Source organism: Ruegeria sp. CDSA034, assembly GCF_059612275.1.
This window is the reverse complement of the sequence record NZ_JBXWQH010000001.1, coordinates 199809-216631: the sequence shown is the minus strand read 5'-3', so window position 1 is coordinate 216631 and position 16823 is coordinate 199809. Positions and strand designations below refer to the sequence as shown.

The window sequence follows — 16823 nt, the reverse complement described above, 5'->3', positions numbered from 1 at the left end:
CTTAGACCTTCTTGACCCGAACCTGGCTGAACAGCCCATTCGGGCGAAAGATCAGCACCGCAAGCAACAGCGCATAGGGCGCAATCTGGCTGTACCCTGCTGCAATGTAACGGCTGGCAAAGGGTTCAATCACGCCGACGATCAGCCCGCCAGCCAATGCCCCCGGCAGGCTTCCAAAGCCACCGATTACGGCTGCGGCGAAGGCCTTGATGCCGAGCAAACCAGTGGTTGGATCGACAGACCCCTTGGCCGCGAACAAGATGCCTGCAATCCCCGCGACAACCCCCGCCAGAGCCCAGATAAAGCCCTGCACACGCTTCACCGGTATTCCCATGTAATACGCTGCCAACTGGTTCTGCGACGCGCCCTGCATCGCAAGACCCAGCTTGGTTCGACTGAAGAAAACATACAGCCCCCAGGTCAGCAAGATGGTCACGACGATGACCGCGACGTCCTCCATCCCCAGCACCAGTCCGCCAAAGCGGACTTCCTTGCCGGCCAACGGGTTTTGAAGCGTCTGTGGCTCGTGCCCCCAGATCAATCCGGCTGCGAACCGGATTACGAAACCCAAAGCGATGGTCAGGATAACAACTGCCGTTTGGCTTTCCCCAAACAAACGCCGGATGATCAGGCGATCAAGCAAGTAGCCCAACGCGCCCATGATCCCCAATGAAATCGGCAAGGCCATCCAGAAGGGCAGCCCCATATACTCCGTATTCGTAAGCCCGATCGTCACGAAGGCGCCCAACATCATGAAGTCGCCCTGCGCGAAATTCACCGCCTCGGTGGCCTTGTAAATCAGCACAAAGCCAAGCGCGATCAGGCCGTAGACACAGCCATTCGCCAGCCCGCTGATCAGCAGCTGTGCGTTATCCAAGTTTGTCCTCCCATGCCGGTTGGCCCGGCGTTCCTTACGTCCCGGACATCCTCCTTCGTCCGGGGCTTTGTTCTACTATGGCGTGATAATCACCTTCCCGTCACTCTTTTTCAGAGCATTGGCCAGATTTGCCACCACATCGCGCAAGCCAAGCCGTTCAGAAACATCCGTTTTCCAGCGTCCGTCAGCAAACCGGGCCTGTACTTCACCAACAACTCTCATCTGGTCCGCCGGAGGCGTTGACATCATCCACTTGGTCAACCAGAACCCCTCGATCCGCTTGCCCATAAAGATCAACTGACCGGTCTGTGTCAGTTTTGGCAATTCGGGGCTGAGCTTGCCGTAGATGACCCACCGCGCACCGTTGGGCATCGAACAGAAAATCTGCTCGGAAACCTGATCCGTCACGGCATCCAGAAAGACACATGGCTTCAGTTCCATGCTGAGCGCTGCGAATTTCTGTATCATGTCCGGGTCGGACGTGACCAAGACCTCATGAGCGCCAAGTTCTTTCAAGGATTCAACTGCCTCGGCCCGACGCACGATTGCGATTGGTTTCAGTCCCAAATCGCGTCCAAGCGAGCACATGAGTTTGCCCAACTGGCTGGTGGCCGCGGAAACGACAAAAGCATCGCCCGCACCCCGCGCGATGTCCACCATGGCCATCGCCGTCATGGGATTGATGACCTGGGCGGAACCATCTTCGTCTGAGATATCGGGTCGCAGTGGGATACACATCAGCGCCTGCGTCACGACATACTCCGCCCACGCCCCGGAACCAGCCGCCACAAAGGCAACCCGTTGACCCTGCAACGCTTCGGCACCGGTGCCGGTGGCCACCACGTCGCCACAACCTTCGAACCCGGCGGGCGCGCCTTTGACACGCGGTTGCCCGTATTCTCCCTTGATAAAGTGGAGATCGGATGGATTCACCGACGCCGTCCGTAATTTGATCAACACCTGACCGGGACCAGGTTCGGGCACGGGAAGCTCGGCCTCGGCAAGCCAATCGGCGGCATCCTCGATAAAAGGACCTGTGGCCGATCCGGAATAGCCGTCATGGGTTTGAATGACGGCGAACATGTTTGGGGGCAGGGTGGTCATTATGTCTCCTATCTCCTGTGCGGACACAGCACAGAACAGGTCTGCTGCAAGTGGTGTTGCGTTGGATTTAGGGGCAGCCAATCAAACGGGTGTTGAGACGTCAATCAGAGTTGCGCCTGACGTAACGGGAATGCGCGCCCGGTAATGAAAAAGGGCCGCTCAAAATAGAACGGCCCCCAGAAATTATTGTTGTCCAGTCAGAAGCGTGCGCAGCTCTTCGATCTTCTGAGCAATCAACTGAGGGGATGCCTTGATTTCATCCAGGATACCCAAAGCTTTTGTTTTCAGGTCCTGTGACAACTGGCTATCCTGAACCGAAGCTACCATGGCGTCATAATCAAAATTCTGGACGGAAAGCGTACCTTCTTCGATCCAGGAATTCAGCAAGTCTTGCCCCTGATTAGCCAGGGACGCGACCTGATCTCCGGCCTGGTCGGCCAGATCGGTGGCCGCCTGTCCGGCTTGTTCGGCCGCTTCAGTGGCCTGGTCTGCAATGGAAGATGCGGCTTCGCTCGCCTGTTCGGTGGCGGCATCCACGGCATCATTTACGGCCGCACCTGCGTCCTGCGCTGCAGATTGCAGGCTTTCGGCAGGTGTGGGTTCGGGTTGATTGAGGTAATAGTAAGCTCCGGCGCCAAGTCCGGCGACGATAACAGCTAATATGAGAGTACGCGACATGGGGTTCTCCTTGAAATATGTGTCGCTTAGATGAGGGTAAATTATCGGTGATCAAAGGGGAATTCCCAGAAATTCATTTCAATTCGGGGGTTTGAGCCAGCCTGCGCCGATCTGATGGAACCAGGTGGCAATAACACGCCGTCATGCGGACAGCACGGCAGGTGAGCTTGATTATTCGCCAAAATCCGAGGCGGAATTGGGCCGGAAGCAGACACATTCGGCACAAAAGGCGAGCGGTGGTGTCAAAGTAAAGTGACATAGTGGGGTGGATTAATGGCGCCGATTGAAAGCTTGGAACGGTGAAATTTTCAAAAATGGGCGGGAAGCTGCCGTTCACCGCGCGAATTAAGCCCTATTTCTCGCATTGCGAGCGCGGACACTCAGGCTTGAATTTCCCGACCAACTAAAAACGGTGCGGTTTCGGCCCATTTTTCATCAATAACCCAAGATGCGTTCAAGTTTCGCGCGATCAACTTTGGAGGCGTGACGCTTGTCCATGGGGATTTTGTCAATTGAAATCACCTTGGGGACACCAAAGCCAAGCGCACAACTACTCCAAGCCTCAACTTGACCAGGTAACCCTTGAACGCAAAGAGCCGGGCCTTCATTCGTATTTATTAGTGCGCAGTGTTCTACACCCGACCATTGCCTTGCCGCGACTTCGATTGCGAAGGGAAAAAGTGAACCCGAGTGCACTTCAATTTCGGACCCCATCCGCCCCCACAACCACAATCGTCCGTGTTCGTCCAATGTGCCAGCATCACCGGTTCGGTGCCAAATGACGCCACCTTCTTTAATTTTGTTATCCGCTGATTGGGCCGGATCAAGATAACCGTTGTTCACATGCGCCCCAGCGACCTGAATTTCATTGTCGCAAATACGGAGCGTGATCTCAGGCACTGGATATCCGACGAGAAGCCCATCGCCACCGGACATCCGACGGTAATCCTCCTCCGAGATGTCCCTGACGTCGAGATGGGCAATCGGTTCAGCCTCGGTCGATCCGTAGACGCAAACAACCGAAAGCTTGTACCGGTCTCTCAACGTCTCCACCAGGTCCGGAAACACCGGGCCACCGCCCGTGAACACCGTGTGCAACGGACCGGTGTCGCCGGATTGGGCAAGTTTTTCACACAGCGACGGCGGGATGAGGGTTCGGGTGATTTGCTGCACATGGATCCAGCTGTCCAACTGTTCCGGCGACAAGCGGTCCAGCTTGCTCAACTTCCAGTTCGGGAGAACACTTGTGCGCCCAGCCACCAGATTGATCAGTGTGAACACCGGAAAGGCCACCAGATCGCGCTCGGCATTGTTGCTGGCGAGGAGGGGCGCGATGGCATCGTGCTGCGCCATCAGAAATGCATGCGAGCGGGGAATGGCTTTCGGCTGGCCCGTCGTCCCGGAGGTGAAAGAAATAAGGGCGATATCCTCCGGTCGAACCTCATGGACCACCGGATCGCAGCGACTTTCCCCCGGCTTCAGCAGAGGTAGGGACCAAAGGTTCGGAATCAGAAATTTTAGCAAAGAATACGCGCCCGCTGCACAGAACGCTTTTGGATTCGTGGTCCGGGCGGCATGACGCAGACCGGCCAACCCCATGGCCGGTTCCGGCAAGACAACAGTGGCGCCAAGGGACCATAGGGCGGCTAGACTTGCATAAAGGTCCGCATCGACAGGCATGGCCAAAAGAACACGATCACCTGTTTGGATACCCTTGTCCTGCCACCTACCTGCCAAGTGCTGAACCCGCGTGTGCAGGGTTTGAAAACTAATCTGGCGGCCCTTGCCGTCCACTATTGCGGTCCTGTCCGGAAACCGTTCAACCGCAGCCGAAAAATGGGCGAGCAGGTCAGCCATTCAGCTTCCGCCCAAGCAGGGAATATCGCCGGAAAATCGTTGAACCTTCCGCGGCACTGCGGTCGGCCGAGCTGTTGTCATCATGGATCAGCGCATGAATGGCGGTGTCGTACCCCATGCTGAATGCCGTCTTGTGGAACCTGTGTGCCAGATGCCGCCCGGCGCCGGGTTCGAGACTCGCATAGGTCTTAAGGATTGCGGATGTCGGATCGGGGCCTTCGGCAAAGTTGGGAATGCCGAACAGAAACCCGGCTAATGACCCGTCGCGGCGGCGCGCAAACAGGATCAACTCGCGCTTCATCATTGGCACAACCGGCATATACATGGCCAGAAAATCCGCCTCGGATATCGGCTTGTAGAATGCGTTCTTAGAGAATGCTCGGGTTGAAAGTTCGAATACCTGGCGGAACAGGGCCTCGGGATCTGCTCCATCCCACTCTTCCACCACGAACCCTTCGGTTTCCGGCGGTGCCGACCGGGCGGCGGCCTGCAGTGGGACTCGGGCCGAGAAGTACCGGCTGATCTCTGTAAATCCTGCCGACCGGAACACCTTGGGCTCATGAGGTTTGTTGGTGGGTTCCATCAGGAACGGAGCAGACCCGTCGCTGCGCGAGACAAACCGGTAACTGTGCCAGGTATCGCCAGACATCGGCCCGATGATCCGGTCGAGGCCCGCGTCTATGACCAGCAGCGTCCCCTTTTGCAGGATTTCGGCGCCGGCCTCGGGGGTTTTGCAGGAAAAATCACCGAAGGTTGCGGCGGGAACGCCGTCCCAGTTTGGGCCGTTCAGATACACGGTCAGCTTAGCATCAGCCGTTTTGATGGTCTCTTTGGTCATGAAACCACTCCGGCAAAGAACCGCGCTCCAAGCGATCCAGCAACGACCCAAACATAGGAGAGCAAGGGCAGGGCGAGGGCCAACAGCGTCAACCTAAGAACCCGGTCTTTTCCGAACCAGTGTGGCCGGGCCAATGGAACCGCAACTGTGCACAGCAGTGAGAGCAGGGTCAGAGCCGTCAGCGGCTCAGCCCAGTTCGACTGTTCAGAATTCTGGGAAACAGCCCAAGTCCGAATTATGAACAGGAAAGCCGCAGCAAACGGTATCGCAATAGGATTGGCACACAGCGCCACAGCAGTGAGCCCCATAGCCAACCCCATCGCACTGAGCCCAAAAAAAGAAATCGCATCCCATCCCGTTGCATTTCCTGCCGCAAGCCAACCGAATCCCAAAAACCCTAAGGCGGCTACGATATCCAGATCGGGGTACTTACTGTCACAAGGAGAAGCGGTGCGCGCCCAGCCATGTGCGGCAAGAACCATAATCGGCAGTACTGTGTTCTGCAGTTTAGCGGCCGCAAGCAGCAAAAAAACCGCGACAACATACACACGGGTCGTATGCTTGGTCAGGCCCAGCTTGGTTCCCACCACGCCGAAACTGGCAAGGGCGGCAAAAAACATGGCAGCCAACAGGGCGAGCTCTGCCAAAGAGCTGTGATAGTGGCCGTTCAGAAAAATTAGCAAGCCAAGCGGCAGGAACAAGTTATCAAACCCCCGCCAACTTTGCGCCTCGACCAATGTGCCAAAGGCCGCAACCATAAGACACAACATCATGACGTTAGATGGCGGGAGTTTCGACAAGAATAAGAAGCAGATGATCGCAACCAATAGCGTTACGACAAAAAACACCACTGACCCTTCTAAGCTCTTGTCGCCATCTTCCACCACGTAGCGTTTGGTTCCATACGCGGTCCCGGCAAGCGCCGCGGCGGCATCAGCGAGTGTCAGAACTGCGATTGGCAGCAAGTAGAACAACGTGTTTTCGCCCGCCAGCAAGAAGCAAAGCCCAACGGATAAGGCGAGTAGAAAGTCTCCGTAGGATGTGCGTTCCACCCCGTGTAGGGTCGCGCCAAGACCCGATGAAAAACGCGGTAGGCGCAGCACAAGCATCACCAGCATTGTGGCTGCGATCAGCATGTAAACCGGCCAGCGATCGGGAAAGAGCCAGGGCAGTAGCAACGCAAAGAGGCCCGTACTGACATGCATCAGCTTGCGCTGCACTTCGGCGCTCAAGCCCGCCGTGTTGGCCAGATTTCGGATGACCATCATTACTCCGACAAGAGCCAATACGGACCCCGCCGCCAGCAGAACCTGCCCAGGAACGGTCACGGCTGCACCTCTTCAACGACGAAATCCGAATAGAAGAATGCCATGTCACGGGCTTTCTGCTGCGTTTCGATATCGGTCAGGGTGTCTATCTGATCCCTGTATTCCGGCGGAACCCGCCGGGGTGCCATCATGTTCCAATAGACCAGTCGGGCGTGTGGCTCTGCGGCGGTTAGGATGGCACCGTAAACCTGTCGGAAGGTTTCGAGCGACATGTACTCGAAAATGTCGGAAAGGTTGAACCCGCTGGCTTTCTCACCGGCCGACACAAAAGCCTCCAGCGACCCGAGGCGGATGTCCAAACGATCCAGCCGGGATCGGATGGTCTCATAATGTTCGGGACGCCATGCCAATGGTAGCGCGTCACCGTGGTCGCCCTTGAGTATCCAATGCAGATAGGGATTTTGCGAGGGATCGGTGGCGACCCCCCCATGACGGATGCGGCGGGCGACATGTTGGGCCGGGCTGCCTTCGACATGATCGAAAAATGCGCTGTCCCGGCCCATGCGCCCCATGACGAAGCGAGAAAAGAAGATGTTCAGCAGAAGACGCCAACGGAATGTGTTGAACCGCGTGTCGAAAAAGGTTTTCCGTGCTTCTGGGCTGCGTGGAGTGAACACTTCGTCGATGGTTCGGCGTGAATGCACCAGCGGCAAAAGCCGGGTCCGAAAGACGCGAAAATAGCGTTCAAATTTGCCGACGCCCCCAATACCGTATTTTTCGACCTCCGGAGTCAGAGCCTCCCAGAAGGCGCGCGTGTCGGCATCTGTGGCATCCAAAACCCGGCCCAGCAATGCATCCCGTCGGGTACTTGGGCGCGAGCCAGTAAGTTCGATGAATTCGGAATGAGTCAGCCGCTGATAGGCCGCGATTCTGAGTTTGAGGCAGGCGATCTGTGCCGGTGACAGGTCCAGAACCACGACGCGCACGGGATCGAGTGTCAGCATAGCCAGCGCATTGTCTCCGGCCGAGCAGATGGACACCAATGTTTTGCCCGCACAATCGCCTAGTGCAGAAGTCAGGACATCTGCGTCCTCCCACAGTTGGGCATAGCGGACATAGTCGAAATCCGCTTTATCCTCAATCTCACTGCTACCCATCGCACCGCTCCACCGCGCCGCTTGCCCCGTCGACCGAGATCATCTCGCCATCTTCGATCCAGTGCGTGGCGCCTTTCAGGCCAACCACGCAGGGGATACCAAGTTCACGCGCCACAATGGCCGAATGTGACAACAGAGATCCCCGTTCGACGACGATTGCCGATGCGTTTGAGAATACGGCGATCCAGCCCGGGTCGGTGTGGCGCGCCACCAGTATATCTCCGGGGTCCAGGGCCTCGGTGCGTGGATCACGGATCACACGCGCACGCGCTTTGATCTGTCCTGCGGAACAGCCCGTGCCGTGCTTCGCCCGTGCCGTGTCCACCTCGAGTTCCGCGTTGTCGGACCAGATAGGCGCGATGGCGGGACCACGGATTTCGATGCGTTCCGGCGGGTCGGGGCGTCGGGATGAGGCTTCATCCTCTTGTTTGCGCCGCGCAACGATGCCTTTCAGATCAGGTGACAGGCTATAGCCTTCGACTGCTCCGAGAACCTCATGTGTTGTCAGGAAAAAAACATCCTTTGGTGATGAAAGCAGATCGTGGGCGGCGAATTCCCGGCCGATGCCCAAAAACACACGTCGTGCATAACCAAAGATTCGCGTGCGTTCAAAACGCAGGTTTTCGCGGTCGCGCACACGCGCCTTGGTCCAGCCAAGAATCCATTTGGCCGACTGCCGTTTGAGGGGGGTTGCTGGAAACAGAGCTTGCCAGTCCGGTTCAGCGCCTTCCTGACGCCCAGACGGGGGACGCTCGGCGCTGGCTGCAATCGCCAGCAAAAGGCTGGTTGGGTCGTCGCGCAGCGGAACGCTTTCCAGCTTGAGCTCTTCGGTGCACCGGTCGCCGAATTTCTCAAGATACGCATCAACCTCGGCTTCGATTTGCCGGTGCCCGGACAAAACTGACAGCTCTGCATTGGCTTTCAAAGTTGCGGCAAGACCTGCCTGCCTAACCAACTTTCCCATTTGGGCAATGCGCTGAGCGGGTTCCGCTGAAACGATATCGCCTTGCCCGATCATGAGGTCATTGTGCAGGGTCAACCCGTCCTCACCCAGCCACTTTTGTAGCAGGTTGCGCGAGCCGCCAAAGGCAATCATGCATAGAAAATCGTTGATCAGCGGGGCGTCCCAGCGATCCAGCAAGGTGCTTTCGATGCGCCTGTACTCGGCCGCCAGTTCGGTCGCGTTGGACGTGTTCACATCGAGCCCCGCCAGCAATATGTCGTTCAGCCTATGATAAAAATTGCGCCGGGTCTGCGGCAGCCGGACAGCCTGCCAGATCAGACCGCCCGCAACCTTGGCGAGTTTCGCGTATTCCACGACCCTGGTCCAACCAGTGGTGGGGGGCGGAGCAAGAGCATCCGTGACCTCACGCGGCATCGGTTCAGAAACGCCCATCATCGTTTCCATATAGTCGCGGTTCATCGAAAACCCTGGCAACAGCGCCAGCGCGCGATACCAGTTGATCAGATTGTAATAGGCACGCCCATCCACGCGCCCCAGCAAATTGTCAAAAACAGTTGGGTTCCGGGCAACCGTGTGCCGGGAAACGCCCAGCAACCTGACGAAAGCGCGATACACCTGAGAATAAACATGCAGAGCAAAAGAATAGGTCAGCGGGCTGACGATGCCCGGATAGCTTTCTACGATATTGGAGTTGTCGAAAATAGTAAGTGTCTGGTCTTCGAGCGGCTCAGGACGTAAGGCCGTGGTAATCGGTCGTGCCTGCAAAATATGTAGCCCTTGCGCATCAATGGCCCATTCGATGTCCTGAGGTGATCCGAACAGAGCTTCGGCCTTTTGGGCAAGGGCCGCGATGGATTGCGCCTCGTTCACGTTCAAATGTGTTGGGGTGTTTGGTGCGCTTTCCGGTGTGCCATCTGCGCCAATGATCCAGTCCTCTCCGTCCGCTTCACCTGACACAAGCTGGTCTGCAAGGCCTTCAATGGCCGAGATCACGACCACATTGCGCCGACCACTGACCGGATCGGCGGAAAAGGCGACACCGGCCGTCTTTGCATCGACCATGCATTGTACGATGATCGCAGGAGCCTCGGCTTGGCCGCCGGATTTGACCGCCCGGTAGGTTTCGACCGTTGCCGAGAAACCGGATTGCCAAACCTGCTTGGCCGCCGCGATCACACTTTTGCCCGGAACGTTCAGGACTGTTTCGAACTGTCCCGCGTGACTGTGGTCCACGCCATCTTCGGACCGGCCAGAGCTGCGCACCGCGTAAGGCCCGGGCCCGAGCGTTTTAAGCGCGGCGGTCACAGCCGATCGCAGGCCCTTTTTCCCGATGGGCCCGGACTGCCCCATGCGAAATGCGTAATTGGTGATGACAAAGAACCTGGGCGGGGAAAAACCGTGCCGCGTCAGATGCGACAGTGCCGCCGCTTTGCCTCCGACAACCGAGACATCATTGGCATCCGTTTGGGCGACGATGAAAGTCATACAGCGGCTCCGAACAAGAAGGGCAGGAAACCAGCCGTGGCATAGCAGAAGAACACCCACAGGCCGGAAACAGTGTCCATCCTGTTCTGGGCTTTCTCAGTTGGTGACTGACTATAGCGGATTGCGGCAGCCCCGCAGGGAACCAGCGCCAGCGCGCCGATCAGGGCACTTGGCCAGCCAACGCCTGTGGCGCTGCCCGTTGCGACAAGAAGCGCGTAGGACAGCAGGACGCAGCCGATCCAGATACGCCCCGCCGGACGCGGACCCCATAGGGCGGAATAGGTGTCGACACCGGTAATCTCGTTTTCAGGAGCCCACAGTTTGCGCCCGATCTCAAGGACGCAGCCATTCACAAAGGACAACGCCAGGAACAGCCACAGAGAGGGCGCCGCCCCGCCTGCCGGCAGCCATTCGAGGCCGGTCAGCAACAGATCAATCAAGGGCATGATCGCCATATGGCTTAGCAGGTACAAAACCGGCCGCGCCTTCAGCCAGGCCGGGACACCGAATTCGACCGTCATCGCCGCGAGCCAGATCCAAACCGCGCCCAACAGCCACAAAACCGACGGGTACCAGAACCAGGCAGCCGCAAATGCCAGTGGAATGATCAGTAAACCCAGGCTTAGAACTTCACCGGTTGAGACTAATCCGCGTGGGATCGGCCTTTCGGGCCGGTAGCGCCGGTCGTCTTCAGCGTCCTTAAACTCGTCACAGACCCGCATCTGGAAGAACAACGCCATGGCCAACACAAAGCCGGCGGCAAAGGCGGGCCATTCGGGCAGGGGGCGGTCTGCCAGACGGGCGGACACGCAGATACTGGCCGAGGAAAACACCAGCAACAGAGGGACGGTTTTCTTCAGTGGAAAACGCTCGGATTGATAAATCCAGAATCGGTTCTGAATGCTCATCTGTGGCGGGCCAGACTTTCATGGGCGCGGGTGAAATGGCCCGCAGCAATCGCGGCGACGATGGAGATTTCACCACATAGGCACGTGGCCGCGGCCACTTCAGCCAAAGCTGTGCCACACCCGCTGCCCCGTAGGCCGAGTATGTTCAGCGCTGCTGCCTGGCTGGGCAATCCAGTGCCCCCGCCGACCGAGCCAACCAAGATGTTCGGAAGTGTAACCGAACAGAAAAGATCGTCGCCCCTTGGTTCCATTCGCGTGATTCCCATCGCGCTTTCGGCAACGCAGGCCGCGTCCTGTCCGGTTGCAATGTAGAATGCCGCCAGCCCGTTGGCATAGTGCGCCTGCGCCCCAAATTGGCCGGACAAAAGCGCCCCCAGATTGGCGACCCGGCCATAGTCAAGCATCGCCTCGACCGTCGTTCCAAGCGTCTTTTTGACAACCTCAGCCGGAAGCGTGACCGAGGCGCTGACCTTACGCCCGCGCCCCGTCACCAGCCCCAACGCCGAAGCCTTTTTATCCCCCGAAAAATTACCTTCGACATACCAGTTCTCAATCGCGACAGGGCAGCTATCCGCGATTGCGTGGCACAAGGCGTCGGTGGCGATGGTCACCATATTCTGACCCGCTGCATCACCTGTGGTGTAGCGGCAAATCAAAAAAACGACGTTTGTATCAATGAAAGGCTCCAGCGATACAAGCTTGCCATGACGGGTCGTCGCTTCGGCCGCAGATTTGAGTATGTCGACATTTGTCACAACCCAATCCACAAATTGCCCGGCCTTAAGAAGGCTCTCGAAAACAAACGCTGGTGTCCGCAGAACACCTTCGTACAAAACAGCTGTACTGACACCGCCCGACCGGGTGGCGGCATAAGCGCCACGGGCGTAAGACGCGACCAGCGCTGCCTCGGTAGTTGCAAGGGGGATATGAAAATCGCCGTTTGCGTTCATTCCGTTCAAGCGTAAGGGTCCAATGACCCCGACAGGAAGCTTAACCGTGCCGATAAAGTTCTCAATATTGGTGCCATAGGTTTCGGCAGCTTCTACCGTTTCCGGATCAGCGATTTGCGCTTGATCCTCGTCGCTGGCCGTGGGTTTCAGCTGCTCCCAAAAACGCGCGACCATCTCTTGTGTAGGCTTGCGGGACGGGCGCAGTGTTGAAAACTCGGCATTATTGGGTGCCATCTGTTTCGGTATCTGATCAGCGTCAAATCGTGCCCTGATGCGTTGAAGCATTTCCCGAACATGAAACGGAATTATCAAGAGTGCACTCCAATAGATTTTCCGCAATAAGCGATTACAATCACAATCTGATGCGTATGCAAGTTACTAATAGATCGACTAATGACCAGCCAAATTTTCTTTTATCAAGTATTTGATCCGAAAGGGTCTCGTATATGTTGCGTTTGATAGTTCTTTCTGTTCGATAAGCGTATCTATTGCCAAAACAAGCACAGATCGTGAGAGCCGAACACTCTTGCGAGCATATCAGCAAGAGCCCAAAACTTGGATGTAATCCATTCAAAAGTTTAGCTGCTTGAAGTGTTGATAGAGAGACAATTAGGATTTGCTGCCGCCCTGCGTAATATAGGAATGATCGAATGTCCGGTGTGGCCGAATAGAGGCTGCAGGAAGAAGCTCGCTCACCTGTGCAGATATATTTGCTGAAACTGAAAAAAGCTGATTTGGTATTTCTGAACACAGACCCTTCTGTTGTTTGACGAAAAGAACACCGATAGTGAGTGATGCTTCGCACCGTTGACCAGGGTATGTGGCGGTCTTGGGACAGTGGCGGAGAGACAGGGATTCGAACCCTGGGTGGGCTTGCACCCACAACGGTTTTCGAGACCGTTTTTGCCAGATTGTCAGTGAGTTTGACTCCAGTAAAACAAGGGGCAGGGCGGTTCTGTCAAAAGCAAAATCGGTATGGTCCGCGGCATAGGTTGGCATAGAAAAACAGCATAGTTCTGCAACCTTTCAATGGTGGTGGGATTTCACGTTTCTCGGAATACCAAAAGTCTACTGTTTTAGCCCGGAGTTTCTGGACAATCAGGTCGAGCAGGAGCTGGATCCAAAAGTCTGCCGCCCCTTCACTTCTGGCGATGCCAAGGGCTTGAACGCGGTCCTCTCAGAGGAGGGGAAGATGCGCAACCGAAGCCGACCAGGTGGCCGTTCGCTTCCCTGAGGGGCCGGTTTACATGGAGTTGTGTCTCACGTCATAAAATATGTATCTTTGACCCCAGATTTTTCTTCTTGGCATTTGACAATTTCCTCGCGCAAGCGCTGAAAAAACAAAGGTTTTTCTAATTGAAAACGCTCTCTGAACGTGTATTCCTTTGTGGTAAAGACTATTTTGGGATGAAATGCTTTGTCCCCTATTAAGGTATAAATCTCGCAATGAATGTTGGTATTTCCGCGCTTGCAGACATTGAAATTGACGGTCGCCCACTGCATCGATACCGGATTTCAGAAGCACTGTTTGACCGGCTTCATCTTTCCTTGATGCGAGATTTGAGGGGCAGGCACTACAGAAGTGCAGCTCCTTCATTTGTTCTCTGGGCGTCGGAACAATACAGGCGCGAGTTCGAGGGCGGCGCGTTTTCTTGGCATTTCCTGACCGATGCCCTGTGCGTCTCGATCGATCAGTCTGAACTCCGGGGAATGACTGAGGTCGGCCTCCGGCATTTTCGCCGTCCACCTCCCTTCAAGACCGGCGGTGGTATCCAATACCTGAGGGCGCTGGCTGCCGAGGGAGGAATCCCTATTCATCTGCTCTCTCAGAAAGGTGGGTATCGCCAGGCACTTCTTGGGTTGGTTTCAGATTTGGACCGCTTTGGAGCGGGATGTCCTCACGAGGAGGCAAAGGCGTTCGCTTCGCGTCGCACTTTGAAGCTGCCCTTGGGGTATCGCACCGAAGAGTTTCTGGATCTTTTCGTTGAGTTTGCACGAGAAATCTCAGGGCTGCGTCAGCAGGCGCCCGATGGTCTCGATACGAATGGAATTGAGAATTGGCTGGACAACACGCGCCCTGGCTGGCGTAACGACCTCGTTCTGAGGCTGGACGAAACCGCGGCCAGGAGCCTGCTTTCGCAAGCTCTGGCGCAAAGCATTTCGATCGGTAGGGTCAATGCACCCATTCTTCGGCAGCTCAAGAAGGGGAGCCAAGGTGGCTGGGTTGGTCATGTTTCCATTGCTGACAGTTCGAGCCTGCCACTTAACCTGCTGCAGCTTGAAACGTCCAACCAGACAAGGTTTCGCGTTTCTGGTATGGGAAAGCTGGCAGAGGTCTGCCCAGATCTGATGTTGTCGGTTGAGGCAGATGATGATCGTCGACAGTGGTCCTGCAAGCGGATCAGCGGTCGTCGAAGCGCTGAGTTTTCCTACCCATTGGATACACCGCTCGAGTTTGTAGCCATGGCTGACGGGAAGTTTCTCAATCAGGTCGAATTGCCGGGTGGCGCGGCGATACAAACGCATCAGATGCCGAGTCTTTGGCTGATGGCCGAAAGCGGTGAGGATGGTATACCCATCAGGTTGGAGCATGCAGGTAATGCGAACCTCAAATCACTGGATGACCACATTTGGGTTCATGTTCCCGATGGCCTCCCGTTGAACCATGGAGAAGGCATTGAAGCCGTGGAGGAAGACAGGGCTCTTGAGGGCACGCTCTGGCGGGTTTCAGGCAAAGGGCGTATTTCCAGTCGAGACTGGAATGCTGCGATAGAGACAAAGGCGGACAACACCGATCGCGATGAGTTGGTTGCCTATGGTCCTTTGAGCACCATGATACGTGACAATAGTGGTCTTCCTGTTTATCGCGGGATGCCAAACCTTTTGTTCCGAAAGGCAGGCCTTTCGTTCCACGCTCCGAGTCCAAGATCCGTCAGATACCGGCCTCGAGGAACGCACGTCTGGCTAAGACGTGTTCCGACGCAGCCGTTCTTGGGAACTCTTGATGTGGCTGTTGAAGAAGATGGGGGAATAGGTGCGCGGGTCACAGCCAGGATCGTGCCGGAGCTTGGTAGAGTGTCTGTTGGGCGTGACAACACAGTTTCTTTTTTTGAGTTTCCGGCAGGCTGGCTTCTGAGGGTCGAAGAGGGTGATCCGGTGTGCATCCGCGATATTGGCGAAACCAAAATCACCCTTTCAGATGGGGCATGGCAAAAGGAAAGACTTAGGCTTGTTTTGTCTTCACCTGATCGGCGCGAAACACTCGAGTGGTGGTTGGTGTTGCCGCGAGCGCGCTCGGACTTTTCTAATCTCGATGGCGATATTCTGAATCAGAACGAATCCATAACGATCGAGACTTTGCGAAAGTGGAAGTTTGTTGCGAGCGGAAATGGGCGATCATCGCTTGGAATGAATTTTCTTGGCCGCAGCACATCCGGTTTAGGCGCAAGGATTGCTTTCGATGTCCCGGCAACGACACCGTTATCCGGGTTCCGCAATACCGTTGAAAGTTTTCTTTCTCTTGGGTCACCAGATTCAGAATTGCGACTTCGAGCCTTGTGTGGCGTGGAGCAGTCTCCAAGACTGGTTGTTCGAAGATACTTGCAGGAAACAGCTCTGGAAAAAGATCGGCTTTTCGTCAGGCACGACGGATCTCTCGAAGAGATTGAGGGAGACCTTGTGATTTCGGCCATTGATTTGGATGCGCCGAAAAGACAGAAGGCGCTGACTGCATCAGAAAACTCGAACCTGTCTTCCAGATTGGGTCCCGGGCGGTGGTTCCTCATTCCTAAAATTGGCAATGTGCCCCTGCGCCCACCGCCGCCGCTCTCGAGTCCTGCAGATGGTGCCGAAATCGAAACCATCGGGCCGCTTGCGTCTCCTGAAATGATTTCCGCTTCAGGACGCCGTAGGCGGGAAGATCGAATTGGTGCCTTTTCAGCCCTGCTTGTGAAACCTGCTGAGGCGGATCTTCAGGTTCTGGAGATTACCATCGATTGGCTACTGAGCCAGGGAATCAGTCCGGCAGTGCTTGATACGATTCATGCGTTGAATTCTCAGCCTCAATCGGCGGTCTTGCTTCTACTTCGATGTGCATCTGACAGCCTATTCGATCGTCTGTCGCTTGAAGTTCATGGTTCTCCGAGATGGGATTTCATATCCCCAGCAGATTGGGGAGTTGCATTCGTTGCTCATATTGCCAGTGTTTCTGAACAGCTTGCCGCCATCCCTGCTTTGGCGGAAGGCGCGGACTTTCAGGCGCGAGAAACTCTGGCAATGCGACTAAAAGAGATCCTGCGACTGCGACCTGATTTGGCCGGACATGTTGCGCTGGGCCTGCTGGGAGGCGGACTGTGCGGCTTTGGAGAAATCGCTGATTGGCTTGGTAGCTTGCCGGCGAGTTTCGGAAACCCGGAAAAGGCGTTGAATGATTTAGCCACGGAAATCGTCCGGCGTCACGGAACATACGGAATGACTTTGCCTGATTTGTTGGTTCGGTCGTCTCCTCAGCGTTTTTCCGGCTTTGATGAGGACTTGCGAGGGTTGATCGAGGCGCCTCTATTTGTTGCGGAGATTGCGTTCGGACAAAGACCCCCTCCAACACTTCGTCAGAGGGTTCAATTGCTGCAAGCGCGCTACTTGGACAGTGGCATCTACGAACAAGCCCTGCCGGCCGCCATGGCATGGAAAATGATGCAAGGCGCGAAGATTGATGCCTGAAAAGAGTACGGAAATAGT

The 16823-nt window shown here is 56.1% G+C and carries 11 protein-coding genes and 1 tRNA gene; 1 reads left to right on the top strand and 11 read right to left on the bottom strand.

Going from position 1 to position 16823, the window contains the following annotated elements; all coding sequences use genetic code 11:
- Position 1: 1 nt before the first annotated feature.
- From AC2FLJ_RS01000 to AC2FLJ_RS00950, 11 genes are all read right to left on the bottom strand, one after another.
- Positions 2-877, bottom strand: a complete 876-nt coding sequence (locus AC2FLJ_RS01000; protein ID WP_058277918.1) for a branched-chain amino acid ABC transporter permease — start codon at positions 875-877, stop codon at positions 2-4.
- Positions 878-952: 75 nt separating this feature from the next.
- Positions 953-1981 (bottom strand): alcohol dehydrogenase catalytic domain-containing protein, encoded by a 1029-nt coding sequence (locus AC2FLJ_RS00995; RefSeq protein ID WP_496704249.1) that lies wholly within the window; start codon positions 1979-1981, stop codon positions 953-955.
- 183 nt (positions 1982-2164) lie between these two features.
- Entirely contained in the window at positions 2165-2659 is a 495-nt protein-coding gene (locus AC2FLJ_RS00990; protein WP_109311528.1) for a hypothetical protein, read from the bottom strand.
- Positions 2660-3094: 435 nt separating this feature from the next.
- A complete protein-coding gene (locus AC2FLJ_RS00985) occupies positions 3095-4516 on the bottom strand; it encodes an AMP-binding protein (RefSeq protein WP_496704248.1) in 1422 nt (473 codons plus the stop codon).
- Positions 4509-5354: a hypothetical protein gene (locus AC2FLJ_RS00980; RefSeq protein ID WP_496695451.1), complete on the bottom strand. Its 846-nt coding sequence runs from the start codon at positions 5352-5354 to the stop codon at positions 4509-4511. Before AC2FLJ_RS00980 ends, AC2FLJ_RS00985 begins: the two co-directional genes overlap by 8 nt.
- On the bottom strand, positions 5351-6682 hold the full coding sequence (locus AC2FLJ_RS00975; RefSeq protein ID WP_496695453.1) for a hypothetical protein: 1332 nt from the start codon (positions 6680-6682) through the stop codon (positions 5351-5353). The genes AC2FLJ_RS00980 and AC2FLJ_RS00975 overlap by 4 nt, the downstream gene beginning before the upstream one ends.
- Positions 6679-7779 (bottom strand): BtaA family protein, encoded by a 1101-nt coding sequence (locus AC2FLJ_RS00970; RefSeq protein WP_496704247.1) that lies wholly within the window; start codon positions 7777-7779, stop codon positions 6679-6681. The genes AC2FLJ_RS00975 and AC2FLJ_RS00970 overlap by 4 nt, the downstream gene beginning before the upstream one ends.
- Positions 7772-10228, bottom strand: coding sequence for a PEP/pyruvate-binding domain-containing protein (locus AC2FLJ_RS00965; protein WP_496704246.1), 2457 nt, complete (start codon positions 10226-10228; stop codon positions 7772-7774). The genes AC2FLJ_RS00970 and AC2FLJ_RS00965 overlap by 8 nt, the downstream gene beginning before the upstream one ends.
- Entirely contained in the window at positions 10225-11136 is a 912-nt protein-coding gene (locus AC2FLJ_RS00960; RefSeq protein ID WP_496704245.1) for a UbiA family prenyltransferase, read from the bottom strand. Before AC2FLJ_RS00960 ends, AC2FLJ_RS00965 begins: the two co-directional genes overlap by 4 nt.
- Positions 11133-12320: a hydroxymethylglutaryl-CoA reductase gene (locus tag AC2FLJ_RS00955; RefSeq protein WP_496704244.1), complete on the bottom strand. Its 1188-nt coding sequence runs from the start codon at positions 12318-12320 to the stop codon at positions 11133-11135. Before AC2FLJ_RS00955 ends, AC2FLJ_RS00960 begins: the two co-directional genes overlap by 4 nt.
- A 604-nt stretch (positions 12321-12924) precedes the next feature.
- Positions 12925-13017: transfer RNA gene (locus AC2FLJ_RS00950), tRNA-OTHER, on the bottom strand.
- A gap of 515 nt (positions 13018-13532) precedes the next feature.
- Here AC2FLJ_RS00950 and AC2FLJ_RS00945 point away from each other — a divergent pair.
- Positions 13533-16805 (top strand): STY4851/ECs_5259 family protein, encoded by a 3273-nt coding sequence (locus AC2FLJ_RS00945; protein ID WP_496704243.1) that lies wholly within the window; start codon positions 13533-13535, stop codon positions 16803-16805.
- Positions 16806-16823: the final 18 nt, after the last annotated feature.